This is a genomic window from Microbacterium sp. VKM Ac-2923 (assembly GCF_022815605.1).
GTDB lineage: Bacteria > Actinomycetota > Actinomycetes > Actinomycetales > Microbacteriaceae > Microbacterium.
The window spans coordinates 207,703-225,449 of record NZ_JALGRP010000002.1 but is presented as its reverse complement, the minus strand read 5'-3'; the positions used below and the strand labels follow the sequence as shown (position 1 = coordinate 225,449).

Here is a 17,747-nt window from a genome sequence, read left to right as displayed (position 1 = left end):
TCCAGGCGCGCCTCAATGCTTATAGCGGGCCGGACTCGGCGACTTCGAAGCAATTGGCGTCGGCGATCGGTCATGGTCGCTCAGGATGCCGCAGCGGGAGATGGCGAGGACATCGATCACCCGCCGCGCATCCACCGAGTGATCTTCGACAGCGATGCTCACACCGGTGGACTCTTGGACGAGATCGACCGCGGCGAAGTTCACATCGATGCCGAGGTCCTCCTGCTTCCATCCGTCGCCCAGGGTGGTGGGCAGAGCGTCGATGAATGCCGCGACATCGAAGGTCGGAGGGACCTCGGCGGTCCAGTGTCCGGTGTAGAACCATCCCGTGCCTTGTGAGACGAGAAGCGCGTCAGAGCAGCCGTATGGATCTTGTTCTTCCCCGGTGTCGACGTCCCGGGGGTCTGGAATCAGATCAACGATCGTCGTCAGCGCCGCGATCGTTTCATGGCGGACCTGCGCATAGGTAGGTTCGCCGGTTGAGCACCCAGCCAACGTAGCTATTGCTGCAAGAGCGATTGCGACAGACGCCGAGCGCTTCATTCGTAGATCTCCTTTGCCAGAATCCTCCGGACTGCTTTGAGCACAGGACCGTTCACCTTTTCGTCGTCGCTCATCAGAGCGTTGTGATGCTCGATGCTGTCCTTCACGATGAGGGGAGAGGCTCCGGCGAGTTTCCACGGATCGAAACCCGGGAGCCCGGTATCGACGACCTCCACCCCGGGGAAGCTCTCCGGCGTGATGCCGAAGCCCAGGTACCCAACGCGTTGGCCGGCGTAATACCGATTAATGTCGTCTGGACCTTGAGCCGCGTAGTAGGCCGTGTCGGGGGAGGGGACGTACGGCCCGACAGCCCCGACGGCGGCGGCCATGAATCTCGCGTCGACCGTTCCGCCGTAGCTTTCGGCCGCACTACCGATCGCTCCCGCATAAGAGTGCTCGTAGCTCATAGTCCAGAGGTCGGGGCGCGAGGCCGAGACTCCTCGGATGAAGGCGGAGTACTCGGGTGCCCTCTTCGTAGCGAAGGTGTTGAGTTGTGGTCCATCGAGCATCAGCGGGCTGAGCTGGGGCATCGGGCCGGTCATCACGGTGAACGACACCACCGCTCCGGAAGCTTGGACGGCCTGCCAGTTCGCGAATCGGGTGACGGGATTCTCGCCGTAGAACGAGTCGGTCGTCGTGTTCGTGCCTGGCACCACGAAGAGCGCCGACTTCGCGGTGGACGGGTCGCCCGCCATCTCGATGAGCGAGCCGTGGCGGGGGTCCCACGCGTAGAGCTGCTTGTGCCCGGCCGCGACGGCCTCCAAGTAGGCGAGCTCTCTGTTGAGACCGACGAGTCCGGCGGAGGGTTTGGCTCGAGACCCGGGAGTGTCGATGGATCCGCGTATGCCCAACGCCCGGTCGCGCTTCGCGCGCAGCCCCGAAAGGTACGCCGCGGCGCGGGCCCGGTTGGCCGCCACGCGGTCGCTGAGGCCGACGCCGTCGAGGTTGCCGATCAGCGCGGGCACGCCGGAGACGAGCGCGGAGGCTGCCTCGGACGGGAGGCGCGACCACCACTCCGCGACGGCCTCGGGCCGTCCGCGCCTGATGATGGCGACCCACCGAGGGTTCTCGCGCAGCAGCCGAGCCGCGCCCCCGGCGTCCTCGCCGGCGAGGCGCTGGAGGAGCGGGAGGGCAGCCTCGTCGAGGATCGACACCGACGGCGCGGTCAGGACGGCGGCGTCGATGGGGAAGTCGCGCACGAGCGCCCACGGCACGTCGGGGATCGCGCGCAGGGCCGTGACGCACGCGCTCGCCGCGGCATCCCATCCCTCGACGAGCGCGGCGCAGTCCCGTCGGAACGAGGCCTCTCGCTGGGCGTCCGCGGCGTCGCGGAGACGTCGACCGAAGGGGTCGATCGACTCGGGGAGATCCAGGACCGCGGTTGCCGCGTGCTGCCGAACCCCCTCGACTAGAGCGTCGCGTCGACGGTTGACCACCTCGAGATCATCGGCCAGCGTCTCTATCGCCGCACGTGCTGCGCGCAGTCCGGTGTCGATCTCGCTCGCGGCGGGTCCGAGCAGCCGCATGGTCTGCTGCAGTGGCGTCGCCTCGGGTGCGTGATACACCCCGGGCAGGAGTCCCCACGTGAACAGCGCGTGGTCGGTCGACAGTCGCATTGCCGAGCTCGCGGTGTCGACGGATGCGGCTAATCTGCGCAATTCAAGGGGGTCGGCCGGGCACGGGGGGATATCGCTGAGGGAGGGGGTCATCGCGGTCGCCGCCCGAATCGAGACGGGTCGAAGAACGGCGTCGCGGCCTCGACGCGCGACGTCGTGGCCGCCATGTCGTCGTCCGCGGCGATGTAGGTGTGCACGATCGATCGGAGTGCGGTGACCACGGCGCGTCCACGCGAGACGACGCCGCGTGAAAGTTCGGCCCGATCCCCGGCGACCTGATGGAACGCCGCTCGTGCCGGCGAAAGTCCGGTGAGCGCGCCGCTCAGCGCATCGACCGCGCCGCGCAGTGCGTTCGAGCGCTCGAGCATGTCGTCGAGGGCGAGACGGACGCGATCGGCGATGCCCACGATCTCATCGGGCTGTACGGAAAACGACATGCTGGAATGCTAGTGAGCCGGTCGTCCGAGCGTTTCGAGCCTGTGGATAAGTCGACGTGGGCCATGAAGCCGAGTCCCCGCGCGCCGTCAGCGCCCGGCGGCGTACCCCTGCGCACCTCGCGGGTTGGCGGCCGCCCACAGCACGCCGTCGGCGTCGCGCCCCACGGCGGTGACGCGCCCGAGCGACCAGTCGCCCGTCCGGCGCACGCGGTGTCCCCGCGCCTCCAGCGCGCTGATGACGGCGTCACCGAGGCGGTCCTCTACGGACGCGCCCGCCGGCACCCACGTGCGCGGCCAGAACGAGTCGATGAGCGCGGTCGTGTTCAGCGTGGGCGCGTCGATCGCCTGCTGAGCGGAGTAGCCGCCGACCAGCATCCGAAGCATCACGGGCAGCTGCCAGTGGTCCTGCTGATCGCCGCCGGGTGAGCCCATCGCGATCACTTCCTTACCCCGCGTCAACAGGGTCGGGGTCAGCGTCGTGCGGGGCCGTCGTCCGGGGGTCAGCGATGCGGCGCGACCCGGTACCAGCCACGTCGCCTGCAGCCGCGTGCCGAGACAGAACCCGAGCGCGGGGACCGTCGGTGAGGACTGCAGCCACCCGCCGGACGGGGTCGCCGAGACGGCGTTCCCCCACCGGTCGATGACGTCGATGTGGCATGTGTCGCCGCGCGTCTGACCCGCGCGGTCGACCGTCGGTTCCCCCGTCGAACCGTCGGCGACCGCGGCTTCGGTGCGCAGAGGCGGCAGAGCGGGAGGCCGACCGTCAGGGGCACCCGGGCGAAGATCCGGCGATGCCCGGGGCCCGATGAGGGCACGCCGGGCGGCGATGTAGTCGTCGTCGAGCAGTGCCGCGATCTCCACGGCCTCCTCGGTGTCGCCGAACCACGCGTCGCGGTCGGCGTAGGCGAGCTTCTGCGCTTCGAGGAGCAGGTGCGCCCCCTCGGCCGTCCCCGGATCGAGATGCTCGTCGTCGGCGTCCTCGATCATCCGCAGCGTCTGCAGCAGGGCCGGACCCTGCGACCAGACGCCGGCCTTGAAGACGTCCCAGCCGCGAAAGCTCACCGTCTCCGCGGGTTCCCAGCCCGCCCGCCACGACTTCAGGTCTTCGGCATCCAGGATGCCGGGGTGATCGCCGCCGTCGGCATGACGGTGCGGGCGCCGGAGGAACGTCGCGGCCTCGGGCAGCACCTCGGTCATCCACCGCACCCGCGCCGCTTCGGTGCGCGACTCGCGATCCGTGCCGCCCGCGTGGATGAGAGCGTCCAGCACCGTCGCCCAGGCCGGATTGCGCGTGAGCGTATCGGGCGCGGGCGGCGAGCCCGACGGCATCCATCGTTCTGCCGAGGTCGGCCAATGGGCGTGGAACAGGTCGGCGACCCGGGCGATCGTGGCGGCCGCCCCCGCGACGAGCGGGTGACCGTCGCGGGCGTAGCCGACGGCGTAGGCGAGCACCTCGGCGAGTTCCCACGTGCCGTGGTCTCGCAACAGCAGCAACCACGCGTCGACAGCGCCGGGGACGGCCGCGGCGAGTCCGCCTGCGCCGGGGACCAGGTCGAGCCCCAGTGAGCGGAAGTGGTCGATACTCGCCGCCGCCGGAGCCGGTCCCTGCCCCATCAGCACCACGGGAGCGTCGGCCCCCGCCGGTCGGACGAGGGCGACGAGGTCGCCCCCGGGACCGTTCAGGTGCGGCTCGACCAGATGCAACACGAACCCCGCGGCCACGGCGGCGTCGAAGGCGTTGCCCCCGCGCTCGAGCACCGCTTGCGCGGTGGCCGTCGCCGTCCAGTGCGTGGACGCGGACATGCCGAAGGTCCCCCGCAGGGTCGGACGAGTGGTGAAGGATGCCGGCGGCGTGAACGTCATCGCGAAAGCCGGGCGATCCACTCCTCGACCTCGTCGGCCGTGCGGGGGATGGCGGCCGACAGGTTGACCGGACCGTCCGTGGTCATGACGATGTCGTCCTCGATGCGGGCGCCGATGCCGCGGTACTCCTCGGGGACGGTGAGATCGTCGATCTGGAAGTACAGCCCGGGCTCGATCGTGAAGACCATGCCGGGCTCGAGGAGGCCGTCGTAGTACATGTCGCGGCGCGCTTGCGCGCAGTCGTGCACGTCGATGCCGAGGTGGTGGCTGGTGCCGTGCACCATGTAGCGACGGTGCTGGCCGCCGTTGTCGGCATCCAGTGCCTCAGCGGCGCTCACGGGGATCAGGCCCCACTCGGCCACACGCGCCGCGATGACCTCCATCGCGGCTTCGTGCAGACGACGGAACGGCACGCCGACCTTCGCGGCGGCAAATGACGCGTCGGCCGCTTCGCGCACCGTCTCGTAGATACGACGCTGGATGTCGGTGAACGTGCCCGAGACGGGGATCGTGCGCGTGATGTCGGCCGTGTAGAGGCTGTCGACCTCGACGCCGGCGTCGACGAGGATGAGATCGCCAGGCTTCACGGTGCCGTCATTGCGCGTCCAGTGGAGGTAGCACGCGTGCGGGCCGGACGCGGCGATCGTGTCGTAGCCGACGCTGTTGCCGTCGGACCGTGCGCGTTGGTGGAACACGCCCTCGACGACGCGCTCCCCGCGGGGGTGCTCGATGATGCGGGGGAGTTCGGCGACGATGTCGTCGAAGCCGCGGCCCGTCACCTCGACGGCCAGGGCCATCTCGGCGAGCTCGTACTCGTCTTTCACCAGGCGCAACTCCGAGACGAAGCGGGTGACCTCGTCGTCGTCGCCGACCGCGCGGTCGTCGTCGCCGGGCTGGAAGTCCGACAGGTGCGCGGTGGCGATCGCCAGGTCTGCGGCGACGCCGTCGAGGGCGGGGCGGGGACCGATCCAGAACTCGCCGACGGAGGCGTCGGAGTAGAACTCCGCGGTGGTGCGGTCGGCCCGCTCGCGGAAGTAGAGCACGGCTTCGTGACCCTCGTCGCGCGGCTCGAAGACGAGGACGGCGTCGGGCTCGGCGTCACGGCCCCAGCCGGTGAGGTGCGCGAAGGCGGAATGGGCCCGGAACGGGTAGTCGGTGTCATTGCTGCGCTGCTTCAGCCCGCCGGCGGGGACGACGACCCGGCGCCCCGGGAACGCCTCCGACACTCGCGCGCGGCGATGAGCCGCCCATGCGGCCTGCTCTCTCGGCTCCGGGAGGGTGTCGGGGTGTTCGGCCCACCCCGTCGAGATGGTCTCGAGGAAGCCGCGGGGGAACGGCGCCTTGCGGTTGCTGGGGGCGTCGACCGGCTTGTCGTCGTGAGCCTGGGGTTCGGCGGTCTGAGCGGTGGTGTCGCTGGTGGCGGGGGCATCCATCGTTCCAGTCTCGCACCGGTTCCCCACGGGCGCACGAGTGTCTCGACGCGCCCGGTCGCCTGCGGGTGGGGGAGGAGCGGCGTCGGCCCCGCGACAGCCCCGCACGCCCTCTACCCGACTCAGCCGCCGGTGCGCTCGAGCTGTACGACGATCGGGCGGTGATCGCTGCCCGAGCCGTCGAGCGAGCGCATGACGACCGAGCTCGACACCGTCCAGTCGGGAGTCGCCATGACGTGGTCGATGGGCGCACCCAACATCGCGGGTGCATCGGTGGGCCAGGTGCCGACGCCGCCGTTGCCGCTTTCGGAGGCGGCGTCGTGGCAGCGACCGAGGGTGCCGCCGTCGACGCCCATCCCCGTCATGTGGTCCAGCGTGGCGTTGAAGTCCCCGGCGAGGATGACGTTGTCGCCCGCGCACTGGTCCGCCAGCCACTGCAGGTCGCTGCGCCACTGCGGCATGTACTCCTGGCGGGGGGCCACAGCGTGGGCGGCGACGATGATCGGCCCGTCGCCGGAGACCGGCATCGCAACGGCGCTGGGCACGGTCGACGTGTTGCTCGACCCGTCGAGCGAAGACTGGATGACGGAGTAATCGCCGAGTTCGGGCCGGATCAGGACGGTGGTGGAGGTTGCATCCCACCCCGTGATGCCGTACTCGCCGTACTCCGCATGGTGCGCCCACATGGGCTGGCCCATGTCGCGCATCAACTCGGCCACCTGAGCGCCGGTGTCGATCGTGGTCTCGGGGAGGGTGACGACGTCGGCCTGCATCCCGACGGCGAACTGGGCGATCGACTCGGCGGAAGTCGCAGAGCCCGCCGTGTTCCACGTCATGACGCGCAGGCTCGTGGCCGTCTTGGCCGGAAAGTCCTCGGAACCCAGACCGCGCTGCGCGAGGACGGCGGCGTTGACTCCGCCCGAGACGCCGAGGATGAGGGCCAGCACCAGAGCCAGCACCCGGAGCGGACGGATCAGCGCGAACAGCAGCATCAGCAGCATCGAGGCGATCAACACGGCCGCCAGCGGTGCGCGGAACGAGATCAGCTGGGCCACCGGGAACGTGCGCTCCACACCGAAGACCGAGGGCCACGTGAGCACCGCGGCACCCGCCGCCACGACGAGCACGACAAGAGAACCCACCAGCCGACGCACGCACCCGACCTTAGGTCAGCCGTCTGGGAGATCGACCGACGTCGACCGGATGCCGCCTGCGTACCACGAGGGAGCGTCCCCCGTCCGAGCGCGGGAGCGGAGCGCTACGCTCGACGAGTGCCGCACGTTCCCCGATTCACCGGACCGAGCGACCTCCATCTGCACTCTTCGCACTCCGACGGCACCGAGCCGCCCGCGCAGGTGATGGCGGCGGCCCATCGACACGGTCTGCGCACCGTGGCCCTGACGGACCACGACACCACATCGGGATGGCCGGAGGCGGCCGAGGCGGCGACCTCGCTCGGGATGACCTTCGTGCCGGGAATGGAGTTGTCGGCTCGACACCGGTGGCGCAGCGTCCACCTGCTCGCCTACCTCGTGGACCCGGATGACGAGCGGTTGCGGGCGATGACCGACCGCATCCGCTCATCGCGTATGGACCGGGCGCAGATCATGGCGGAACGCATCTCGCACGACTACGACATCGCCTGGGACGACATCGCCGCGCAGACCTCCGACGGCGCGACCGTGGGGCGCCCGCACATCGCCGACGCTCTCGTCGCGCGGGGCATCGTCGCCGATCGAACCGAGGCGTTCGCCGGCATCCTGCACCCGTCCGGCGACTACTACGTCGCCCTGTACGCCCCCGACCCGGTGACCGCGGTGGAACTGGTCGTGGGAGCCGGTGGGGTGCCGATCATCGCGCACCCGGCGGGCCGGGCGCTCCTCCCCGACAGCGTCCTGGAGTCCATGCTCGACGCGGGTCTCGCCGGCTTCGAGCTGGCCCACCGGGAGAACCTCCCCGGGCCCACCGCACTGCTGGCAGACCTCGCGGCGGCGCGCGATCTCATCGTCACCGGCTCGAGCGATTACCACGGGCTCGGCAAGCCGAACCTCCCGGGCGAGAACACGACACCGGATGACATGGTGGAGCGGCTCTTCGCCCTCGGCCGCGGGACGGCGCCGGTCTTCCCCTGACGCCGGGACGGGCCTCGCCCGACGACGGAACGGCGCCGACCCCCGGAGGGATCGGCGCCGTCAGAGCGTCTCCGTATCAGGCGACGGGGGCGGTCGGTGCGCCCGAGCTGCCGCCGCTGCGACGGCGACGGCGGCGACGCGGGGCGGCGTTGCCGTCGTGGTGCTCCTTACCGGCTCCGTCGTGCGTTCCGGCACCGGCCTCCGCGCGGTCGGCGCCGACGGTCTCGCCCGCGGCACCCGACGGCGAGCCGCCGCGACGTCGACGACGCTGACCGCGTTCGCCCTCGGCATCCGCGGACCCCTCGGCCTTCTTCTCGGGGCGGGGTACGACGGCCTTGGGCGCAGTCGTCAGGCGGCCCTTGGTGCCCTCGGGGATGTCGAGGTCGGTGAAGAGGTGCGGGCTGGACGAGTACGTCTCGGTGGGCTCGGGCTGGCCGAACTCGAGCGCGCGGTTGATGAGCGCCCACTTGTGCAGGTCGTCCCAGTCGACGAACGTCACCGCGATGCCGGTCTTGCCGGCGCGCCCGGTACGACCGGCGCGGTGCAGGTAGGTCTTCTCGTCGTCGGGGATCGTGTGGTTGATGACGTGGGTGACGTCGTTGACGTCGATGCCGCGGGCGGCGACGTCGGTGGCGATCAGCACGTCCTTCTTGCCGGCCTTGAAGGCCGCCATCGAGCGCTCGCGCGCCTCCTGGCTCATGTCGCCGTGCACCGCGGCGGCGTTGAAGCCGCGGTCGCCGAGCTCGTCGACGAGCTTCTGCGCGGCGCGCTTGGTGCGCGTGAAGATGACCGCCTTCTCGCGACCGTCCGACTGCAGGATGCGGGCGATGACCTCGTCCTTGTCGAGCGAGTGCGCGCGGTAGACGAGGTGCTTGATGTTGGCCTGGGTCAGCCCCTCGTCGGGGTCGTTGGCGCGCATGTGGATCGGGTTCGACATGAACCGGCGCGCGAGGGCGACGATGGGCCCCGGCATGGTGGCCGAGAACAGCTGCGTGTGCCGCACGGGCGGGACCTTCGAGAAGATCTTCTCGATGTCGGCGAGGAAGCCGAGGTCGAGCATCTTGTCGGCCTCGTCGAGCACGACCTCGGTCGCGTTCGACAGGTCGAGCAGGCGCTGGTTGGCCAGGTCGATGAGGCGGCCGGGGGTGCCGACGACGATCTGCGCGCCGGCCTTGAGCTGGTCGATCTGTCCTTCGTACGCCTTGCCGCCGTAGATCGCGACGACGCTGGTGGGGCGGTTGCTCGCGAGCATGTCCATGTCTTCGTAGACCTGGACGGCCAGCTCGCGCGTCGGGACGACGATGAGGGCCTTCACGCCGGGCGCGGGGTCGAGCCCGAGGCGCTGGACGACCGGGATGCCGAAACCGAACGTCTTGCCGGTACCCGTCTTGGCCTGACCGATGATGTCCTGACCGGGGAGACCGAGGGGGATCGTCTGCTCCTGGATGGGGAAGGCATCCACGATGCCCTTGGATGCCAGGGCGTCGACGATGTCCTGGTCGATGCCGAGCTCGGCGAATGTCGTCATGAGCGTGCCTGTTCCGGCGGCGAGAGACCGCCTGGGGAGTCGAATCCACGCCCTCACTCGTCCACAGGCGCGGGGTCCCGATCCATCGCCGGGACTCGACCACTCTACCCGGCGTGTCTCCGGCGCCCCCGACGCCTAGGCTGTCGTACGTGTTCGCGTGGTTCCGTCGTCGTCAGCGCCCCGTGGGCCGCACGCTCCAACTGCGCTCGCGCGGCGACCTCGGTGAGGCCATGCGCGTCGACTTCGCCGAACTCGCGCCCGACGTCGAGACATTTCTCGGGCAGGCGGCGTATCTCCAGCTGGGTTTCTTCGAAACGCTCAGCGAACTGATCGCGCTGACGCCCGAGCTCGTCGAGAAGGAGTCGCTCTCGCGCGCGGCGGGGGCGGCCCTCATCAAACACCAAGAGCTGGTCGCGCTGATCCGCGACCGCGGGGCCGATCCGACGCAGCTCATGCTGCCGTTCCGAGAGTCGCTCGACGCCTTCCGCCGCAACACCCACGGCGTGCGCCCCCAGGAGACCATGCTCACCGTGCACATCACGGCAGGGCTCCTCGACGACTTCTACCTCGCCCTGTCGTCCAGCTACGGCGACACGGGGCGTCGTGTAGCCCGCATCCTGCAGGCCGACGACGACCGTCAGGCCATCGTCGACATCCTCGCCGGGACCATCGACAGCGATGAGGAGTGGCGCTGGCTCCTGGCGCTGTGGGGGCGTCGCCTCGTCGGCGACACGCTGCTCGTCGCTCGCGCGGCGCTCCGGCACGGCCATCTCGATCGCGCCGATGAGGCGAAGGTGGAACCCGTCTTCAGCGAGCTGATGGGGGCGCACGCGCGGCGGATGGATGCCATGGGCCTGGCGGCCTGACGCCGAGGGTCTCGCGGTGGCGGGTGGCCGCCGAACTGGACGTCGCGGGCTATCGCGGAGCGCGCGTTGTGCGGTGAAGGTGCGCCACCCACACGTCGCACCGTGCGGGCGCCGGGGGGAGGCGCGAGGTCAGACGCCGAGCCGGGAGCGGTCCGTCGCGTCGCGGGCGACGCGCGCGCGGGTGACGAGGGGGAGGAGCGCGAAGACGGTCGCCGCAGGTGCGAGCACCGCAACGATCCAGAGGATCGGCGAGTCGACTCCGAGTCCCACCCACGTCAGAGCGGTCCACACCACGGCGGCGGCGGCGGCGCCCGCGAGCGGTGCGAGTGCCGCGCCGCGCCGTTCGCGGTGCGGCAGCGCGAAGTGCGCGGCGATACCGATGACGGCGCCGAGGATGAGGCCGATCAGGATCTGCACGGCCGGGGGATCAGGCGACGAAGCCGACGCGGCGCGACTCTTCTGTGCCGAGTTCCACGAAGGCGAGGTTAGCGGTCGGCACGAGGTAGGAGTTGCCCTTGACGTCGGTGAAGCTGACGTGGCTGGCTGCGTTGTCGAGGGCCGTCGCGACGGCGGCCTTGACGGCGTCGGAGCTCTCGGTGGTCTCGAAGTTCAGCTCGCGGCCGGTGTTGGTGATGCCGATGCGGATCTCCACGATGGGTCCTTTCCTCGCGGGGCCGCGGTCGGCCCGGCGCGTCCTTCGACTCTAGGGCAGGCGCGCGACACCACGACCCGGCGAGGGCGGGTCTTCGCGGACGGCGAACGTGCGCGGAGGCCGCTGTTCGCCCGGGCGGTCGCGTGGAGATCGAGCGGCGCTCCGGACCCGCGCGGAGCGATGTCGGAGGTCCGGTTTAGCGTGGACGCATGCAGATCACGGATGCCACCGCGCCCGCAGCGTCTCCTCTGCTCGCTGGTGGCCTCGACGCCGATCAGCAGGCGGTCGTGTCGTGGGCCGCCGAGGTCAGCGGCGTCGTCGTCGGCGCACCGGGCTCGGGCAAGACCTCGACCCTGCTCGCACGCGTCCGCGAGCTCGTGGCGTCCGGGGTCGATCCCGACCATCTTCTGGTCCTCACCCCCACGCGGCCGGCTGCGACGGCTCTGCGCGACCCCCTCGCGCTCGCTGTGGCACATGCCACGTCCGGCGCGCTCGCGCGCTCGGTCGCGTCGTTCGCCTTCCAGCTCGTGCGTGGAGCAGAGGTGCGCCGTGGCGCGGAACCGCCGCAACTCCTCACGGGCGGTGACGAAGACCAGATCATCCGCGATCTGCTCGACGGCGACGCGCTCGACGAGGTCGGCGGTGTCTCGCGCTGGCCCGAGTGGCTGGGGCCCGCGATTCGGGCGACCCGCGGGTTCCGTGGCGACGTCCGTGCTTTCCTGGCCGAGTGCACCGACCTCGGGGTGTCGTCGACCGACCTCACCGACCTGGCCACGCACCTCGATCTCCCCGTGTGGGCCTCGCTCGCGTCCTTCTCCGACGAGTATCGAGCCGTTCGGGCCTCGATGCGCGGGGCGCATCGAGATGCCGCCGACCTCGCCCGTGAGGCTGTCTCCGTTCTCGATGATGCCCGGGCGGACCGCGAGCTGCTGGGCCGATTCGCGGCTCTGCGCTGCATCCTGGTCGACGACGCGCAAGAACTCACGGCGGGAGGTATCGACGTGCTCGGTGCGTGCCGCTCACTCGGCATCGGCGTGGTGGCCTTCGGCGATCCCGACGTCGGGTCTGGCGCTTTCCGCGGAGCGACACCCGAGAACTTCGCCCGTCTCGCGCGCGAGCTCGGCACGACGGTCGCACTGGGGACGGCGCATCGCGGCACGCCCGAGCAGGTCGACCTCGTGCGCCACGTGGCTTCGCGCATCGGCGCGGCCGGTGTGGTCGCGCATCGTCGGGCGCCCGTGGGTGCGACACCGCAGGGGTCGGTGCGGAGCTATCTCCTGCGCTCGCCCGCCGAGGAGGCTGACGCGATCGCCCGACTGCTGCGCGAACGACACGTGCTCGACGGGGTGCCGTGGGGGTCCTGTGCCGTGATCGCGCACGACTCCCGTCAGGTGGCCACCCTCGAAGCCGAGCTCGCGGCGCGCGAGGTGCCGGCCCGCGCGAGCGGCCCCGGCCTCGCGCTCGGGGTGCAGCGTCCGGTTCGCGACCTCGTGCGCGTCGTGGAGCTGGGTATGACCGACCCCGCCGACTGGGTACCTGATGCGGTCGTCGACGCGTTGCTCGGTACCTTCGGCGGCCTCGATCCGATCGAGCTGCGCCGGCTGCGCACGGCCCTTCGTCATGCGGAGGTATCCGACGGGGGTGGACGACCGGCGACGGAGCTGCTGGTGTCGGGGGTGCGGTTCCCGCTCGAACTCGCCGGCGTCGACTCCCGCGAGGCGCGGCGAGCGATCCGGCTCGGTGAGACCCTCGCAGCGCTCGGCGCCCAGGCGCGGTCGCGGGCGACAGCTCACGAGATGCTCTGGACGGCATGGGAGCGCAGCTTGCTCGCGCGCACCTGGCGAGAGGCGTCGAAGGGGCATGGCCCCCTCGCGGAGCAAGCCGACCGCGATCTCGACGCCATCGTCGCCCTCTTCCAGGCGGCCAAGCGTTACACCGAACGCGAGCCGGACGGCGAAGCGTCGACGTTTCTGCGGGCCGTCATCGACAGCGACGTCGCCGAAGATCGTATCGAGCAGCCGGCCGTCGTCGACACGGTGCGCATCCTCACCCCCGCAGCGGCGGCGGGAACGGCGTTCGACACGGTCATCATCGCCGGAGTCCAGGAGGGCGTCTGGCCGAACACCCGTCTGCGCGGGGGACTGCTCGAGACCTGGCGCCTCGCCGACGCCGTGCAGAACCCCGATCTCCCGGCCGCCGGCATGCTCGACCGCCGCCGCGCGGCGATGCATGACGAATTGCGACTGTTCGTTCGGGCACTCAGCCGTGCCGAGCAGAGGGTGGTCGTGACCGCGGTCGACGACGACGACACCGGCCCCAGCGTGCTGTTCGAGATGCTTCCCGCGCCCGAGCCGGCGGCATCCATCCCGGAACACCCGTTGTCGCTGCGGGGACTCGTCGCGCGCCACCGACGTTCGCTGACCGGCCCGCGCGTCGTCGCGGCGGAGCGTGCGCACGCGGCCGCGCAGCTCGCCCTGCTCGCGGCGGCCGACGTCGCGGGGGCCGCGAGCGAGCAGTGGTACGGCGTCGCCCCGCCCACCTCGACGGCACCTCTGCGCGACCTCGAACGCGAAGACGTCCGCGTCTCGCCGTCGCGCCTGCACGCGCTCGAGGAGTGCGAGCTGGACTGGGTGATCGCCGACCTCGGCGGCGACCGCGGGGGGACGACGGCCGGTATCGGCACAATCATCCACGCGGCGCTCGAAACGGCGGCAACCCCCTCAGAAGACGACCTGTGGGCGGTCGTGGAGGAGCGCTGGGGTGAGCTCGCGTTCGACGCCGTCTGGCGCGAGCGCGCCGAGCGCACCCGGGCGCGCGACCTCGTGCGGCGCCTGGCCGTCTACCTGCGTCGCTTCGACGACGCCGGCGGACGTCTCGTGGGAGCGGAGCGGCACTTCGAGGTGCCGATCCCGATCGACGACGCGGGCGTGCACGGGGCTGTGCTCAGCGGCGACATCGACCGCGTCGAGATCACCCCGGCGGGCGAGGTCGTGATCGTCGACCTCAAAACCGGCAAGAACGAGCCGCAGACCGATCAGAAGGTCGCCGACAATCCGCAGCTCGCCGCCTACCAGCTCGCCTTCTCGTCGGGATCCATCGAGCAGGTGGCTGGTCTGCCGTCCGGCGGTGCGAAGCTGCTGGTGCTGCGCCCGAGCGCGACGAAGAAGGAGTACGCCGAGCCGACACAGCCCCCGTTCGACGACGCGCAGCGCGAAGGGTTCGTCACGCGCGTGCAACGCGCCGTCGACGTCATGCGAGGGACGAGTTTCGCGGCCCCCTACGAGGTGCACTGCCGCGACGAGTTCTCGTACGGTCTGTGTCGCATCCACACGGTCTCGGCGGTGAGCGCCTCGTGAGCGGCAGGCTGTCTGCCGCGACGATCGCGGCCGCGCTCGGGCAGTTCCCGCCCACCGACGAGCAGACAGCCGTCATCGAGGCGCCGCTCGTGCCGGCGCTGGTGGTGGCGGGTGCCGGCAGCGGCAAGACCGAGACGATGGCCGGTCGCGTCGTGTGGCTCGTCGCCAACGCCCACGTCCGTCGCGACGAGGTGCTCGGTCTGACCTTCACGCGCAAAGCCGCCGGCGAGCTGGCGGAGCGCATCCAGAAGCGTCTGCAGCGTCTGTCCGAGTTCGAATCGCGCGGCCTGTTGCCCGCCCTTCCCGACCTCCACGCGGCCGGACGACTCGCCGTCTTCGGCGACCTTGCGCAGCTGGAGGGCGCCCGAGGCGACGTCGCACGGCGAGAGGCCCTCGATGCCCTCGCCGCGGAGATCGGCGTCTCCGCCGAACAGGCGACCGACGCCGATCAGCTGCTGCACCGTCCGACGGTGTCGACATACAACAGCTTCGCCGACTCCCTCGTGCGCGAGCACGGTCTGCGCATCGGTCGGGATGCCGAGTCCGCCGTGCTGTCGGAGTCGGCGGCATGGTTGCTCATGCGCCGCGTCGTCTTCGCCTCCGACGACCCCCGCCTCGAGGACCGACAGGAATCACCGCGCTCCCTCATCGATGCGGCGCTGCGGATCGCCCGTGACGGTGTCGACAATCTCGTCGACCTCGACCGGCTCGCCGCGTTCCCCGACGATTTCGGGCGCATCGTCGAACGCCCGTCGATCTCGAACCGCGTCGACGTGTACAAAGAGGTCGCGGATGCGGCGGCCAAAGTGTCGGCGCTTTCCCTGCTCGCCACCCTCGCAGCGGCGTACGACCGGGAGAAGGTGCGTCTCGGCGTCATGGACTTCGCCGATCAGGTCGCCGGAGCCCTCCGCATCTCCCGGGAGCATCCAGCGGTCGTGGACGAGATCCGGGAAAGGTACCGCGTCGTCCTGCTCGACGAGTACCAGGACACCTCCGTCGTTCAGACCGATCTCCTGTCCACCCTCTTCGGCGGGACCGGGGTCATGTCCGTGGGCGACCCGCACCAGGCCATCTACGCCTGGCGAGGCGCGAGCGCGGGAAACCTGGGCGGGTTCCCCGGGGCTTTCGCCCCGGCGGGCGGATGTCTGCATTTCTCGCTGCTGACCAGCTGGCGCAACAGCGCGCGTGTGCTGGTCGCCGCGAACGCGGTGCTCTCTCCGCTCGCTCCGCGCTCGGCCGTCGCCGTCGAGGAGCTGCGGCCGCGGCCGAATGCGCCGGCGGGTGTCGTCGAGACGGTCTTCGAGAACGATCTGGATGCCGAGGCCGACCGGGTCGCGTCGTGGTTCGTGGGCGTGCGGGCCGCCCGCTCGGCGGAAGGACGCGCGACCACGGGGGCGCTGCTGTTCCGCAGTAAGAAGCATATGGTGCGGTTCGGCGACGCGTTGGGCCGGCGGGGCATCCCTCACCGCATCCTCGGGCTGGGTGGGCTCCTCACGACGCCCGAGGTGGTCGACGTGGTGTCGGTGCTTCGGGTCATCAGCGACCCCGAGGCGGGCTCGGCCCTGATCCGGCTGCTGGCGGGACCGCGCTGGGCGATCGGGCTCGCCGACCTGAGGGCGCTCGCGCAGCTGGCGCGTCGCCTCGCCACCCACGACGTCTCCCTGCAACCGCTCGAAGCCGACGTGGTGGACCGCCTGCGGACCACCCCGGGCGCCGACCGGGCCTCGCTCGTCGACGCCCTCGACTTCGTCACCCGTCAGACCGACGGCCACGGCTGGTTGGCCGGCATCACACCCGAGGGTCGTTCGCGTCTCCGCGAGGCGGGGGCCGTCTTCGCCGGACTGCGCCGCAGCATCGGCGCGCCGATCCCCGAGTTGATGAGACTGATCGAGGCCGAGCTGAGGCTCGATATCGAACTCGCGGCCAACGAGTCGCGAGGGCCGGCGCGGATCGCCTCCGCTCAGCTGCGCGCTTTCGTCGACGAGATCCGCGGATTCCTCGCGGCCGACGAGTCGGGCTCGGTCACCAGTCTGCTGGCGTGGCTCGATCACGCCGAGCAGGCCGACGAATTCGCTCCGCGCACCGAGCCGCCCGAGGCCGATGTCGTGCAACTGTTGACGATCCACGGCTCGAAGGGTCTCGAGTGGGATGCCGTGGCCGTCGTCCGCCTCGTGACCGACGAACTGCCGTCGCTGCCACGCGACACCAAGGGCTGGCTGGGGTTCGGCATCCTGCCCTCCGAGTTCCGCGGCGACTCCGCGTGGCTCCCCGTCCTCGGATGGCGCGGGGCCGAGACCCAGCAAGACCTCAAGGCCGCGATCGAGGCGTTCGTGGCGGACAACCGCGCGCGTCAGCTCGATGAGGACCGCCGGCTGGCCTACGTGGCGTTCACCCGCGCCCGCGATCATCTGCTGCTATCGGGGTCGAGCTGGTCGGGAACGAAGCGTCCACGTCGACCGAGCGTCTTCCTCGAGGACGCTGCCGACGCGCTGCGCATCGACCTCGAGACCGGCGAACCCGGTGACGACCCCTACGACGGGGAGCGCCGGCTCCTGCACTGGCCGCTCGACCCTCTGGGTGCGCGCCGGACCGCGATCACGGCGGCCGCAGCGGCCGCGAACGCCGCCCGTTCGGACCCTCCTGCCCGCGCCGACGCCGACCTCGAACTGCTGCTGGCCGAACGCGCCGACCGACTGCGACCCTCGCATTCCCCCGCGCCCACGCGGATCCCCGCGTCGAAGTTCAAGGACTTCGTCGCCGACTACGGTCGGGCGATCGACGACCTCCGTCGGCCGATGCCCGAACGGCCCTACCGGCAGACGCGGCTGGGCACCCTCTTCCACGCCTGGGTGGAGCGGCGGTCGGGGCACATCGGTGCGGGAATCGGGCTGGACGACGAAGGCCTGTGGGACGACGACGAGGTCGGCGCGTCGGTCGCGGATGCCGCAGAGCTGGAGCGTCTGCGTGAGTGCTTCGAGCGATCCGAGTGGGCGGGCCTGCGTCCGCTCGAGGTCGAGACCGAAATCGACTTCGTCACCACCAGGCTCGACGGGCGCGAGCACGTGATCATCTGCAAGCTGGATGCCGTGTACCGACGCGGCGAGCGGTACGAGATCGTCGACTGGAAGACGGGCCGCCCACCGACCACCGAGGCCGATCGGCGCGCCCGCATGCTGCAGCTCGAGCTCTACCGCGAGGCGTACCACGCCAAGCACGGCATCGATCTCGACCTGATCGACGTCACGCTGTTCTACGTGGGTGACGAGCTCGTGCTGCGGGGCTGAACGGGGAGCCGTCGGCGTCGACCCACGGCCTCCGCTGCGG

Annotated in this window: 13 protein-coding genes; 4 read left to right on the top strand and 9 right to left on the bottom strand. The window is 70.8% G+C overall.

Features of this window, described 5'->3' with window-relative positions; genetic code table 11:
- Positions 1-12 precede the first annotated feature (12 nt).
- The 6 genes from MT347_RS04205 to MT347_RS04180 all read right to left on the bottom strand — a co-directional run bounded on the left by MT347_RS04205 (position 13) and on the right by MT347_RS04180 (position 7,043).
- A complete protein-coding gene (locus MT347_RS04205) occupies positions 13-543 on the bottom strand; it encodes a hypothetical protein (RefSeq protein WP_243498371.1) in 531 nt (176 codons plus the stop codon).
- On the bottom strand, positions 540-2,201 hold the full coding sequence (locus MT347_RS04200) for a hypothetical protein (RefSeq protein WP_243498369.1): 1,662 nt from the start codon (positions 2,199-2,201) through the stop codon (positions 540-542). Before MT347_RS04200 ends, MT347_RS04205 begins: the two co-directional genes overlap by 4 nt.
- A 47-nt stretch (positions 2,202-2,248) precedes the next feature.
- Positions 2,249-2,596, bottom strand: coding sequence for a hypothetical protein (locus tag MT347_RS04195; protein ID WP_243498367.1), 348 nt, complete (start codon positions 2,594-2,596; stop codon positions 2,249-2,251).
- 87 nt (positions 2,597-2,683) lie between these two features.
- The gene (locus MT347_RS04190; RefSeq protein WP_243499029.1) at positions 2,684-4,459 is read right to left on the bottom strand and encodes a gamma-glutamyltransferase family protein; all 1,776 of its coding nucleotides are present in this window, start codon (positions 4,457-4,459) and stop codon (positions 2,684-2,686) included.
- Positions 4,456-5,892, bottom strand: coding sequence for an aminopeptidase P family protein (locus MT347_RS04185; RefSeq protein WP_243498365.1), 1,437 nt, complete (start codon positions 5,890-5,892; stop codon positions 4,456-4,458). Before MT347_RS04185 ends, MT347_RS04190 begins: the two co-directional genes overlap by 4 nt.
- 119 nt (positions 5,893-6,011) lie before the next feature.
- A complete protein-coding gene (locus MT347_RS04180; RefSeq protein ID WP_243498363.1) occupies positions 6,012-7,043 on the bottom strand; it encodes an endonuclease/exonuclease/phosphatase family protein in 1,032 nt (343 codons plus the stop codon).
- 117 nt (positions 7,044-7,160) lie between these two features.
- Here MT347_RS04180 and MT347_RS04175 point away from each other — a divergent pair, with 117 nt between their 5' ends.
- Positions 7,161-8,021: a PHP domain-containing protein gene (locus MT347_RS04175; protein ID WP_243498360.1), complete on the top strand. Its 861-nt coding sequence runs from the start codon at positions 7,161-7,163 to the stop codon at positions 8,019-8,021.
- Between the two features lie 76 nt (positions 8,022-8,097).
- On the opposite strand, the gene MT347_RS04170 is transcribed toward MT347_RS04175, so the two are convergent.
- Positions 8,098-9,549, bottom strand: a complete 1,452-nt coding sequence (locus MT347_RS04170) for a DEAD/DEAH box helicase (protein WP_243498354.1) — start codon at positions 9,547-9,549, stop codon at positions 8,098-8,100.
- Positions 9,550-9,698: 149 nt separating this feature from the next.
- Here MT347_RS04170 and MT347_RS04165 point away from each other — a divergent pair, with 149 nt between their 5' ends.
- Positions 9,699-10,415 (top strand): ferritin-like fold-containing protein, encoded by a 717-nt coding sequence (locus MT347_RS04165; protein ID WP_243498353.1) that lies wholly within the window; start codon positions 9,699-9,701, stop codon positions 10,413-10,415.
- 129 nt (positions 10,416-10,544) lie between these two features.
- Here MT347_RS04165 and MT347_RS04160 read toward each other — a convergent pair whose 3' ends face one another.
- Both MT347_RS04160 and MT347_RS04155 read right to left on the bottom strand, forming a co-directional pair.
- The gene (locus tag MT347_RS04160) at positions 10,545-10,832 is read right to left on the bottom strand and encodes a hypothetical protein (protein ID WP_243498351.1); all 288 of its coding nucleotides are present in this window, start codon (positions 10,830-10,832) and stop codon (positions 10,545-10,547) included.
- A 10-nt stretch (positions 10,833-10,842) separates the two neighbouring features.
- Positions 10,843-11,067, bottom strand: coding sequence for a DUF3107 domain-containing protein (locus MT347_RS04155; protein WP_243498350.1), 225 nt, complete (start codon positions 11,065-11,067; stop codon positions 10,843-10,845).
- Between the two features lie 209 nt (positions 11,068-11,276).
- Here MT347_RS04155 and MT347_RS04150 point away from each other — a divergent pair, with 209 nt between their 5' ends.
- Positions 11,277-14,423, top strand: coding sequence for an ATP-dependent DNA helicase (locus tag MT347_RS04150; protein WP_243498349.1), 3,147 nt, complete (start codon positions 11,277-11,279; stop codon positions 14,421-14,423).
- The gene (locus MT347_RS04145; RefSeq protein ID WP_243498348.1) at positions 14,420-17,707 is read left to right on the top strand and encodes an ATP-dependent DNA helicase; all 3,288 of its coding nucleotides are present in this window, start codon (positions 14,420-14,422) and stop codon (positions 17,705-17,707) included. Before MT347_RS04150 ends, MT347_RS04145 begins: the two co-directional genes overlap by 4 nt.
- Positions 17,708-17,747 lie beyond the last annotated feature (40 nt).

What these genes read in the sequence shown, in the direction of transcription:
- MT347_RS04205 (WP_243498371.1), bottom strand. Translation starts at nt 543, where the DNA reads ATGAAGCGCTCGGCGTCTGTCGCAATCGCTCTTGCAGCAATAGCTACG.
- MT347_RS04195 (WP_243498367.1), bottom strand. Translation starts at nt 2,596, where the DNA reads ATGTCGTTTTCCGTACAGCCCGATGAGATCGTGGGCATCGCCGATCGC.
- MT347_RS04185 (WP_243498365.1), bottom strand. Translation starts at nt 5,892, where the DNA reads ATGGATGCCCCCGCCACCAGCGACACCACCGCTCAGACCGCCGAACCC.
- MT347_RS04190 (WP_243499029.1), bottom strand. Translation starts at nt 4,459, where the DNA reads ATGACGTTCACGCCGCCGGCATCCTTCACCACTCGTCCGACCCTGCGG.
- MT347_RS04170 (WP_243498354.1), bottom strand. Translation starts at nt 9,549, where the DNA reads ATGACGACATTCGCCGAGCTCGGCATCGACCAGGACATCGTCGACGCC.
- MT347_RS04150 (WP_243498349.1), top strand. Translation starts at nt 11,277, where the DNA reads ATGCAGATCACGGATGCCACCGCGCCCGCAGCGTCTCCTCTGCTCGCT.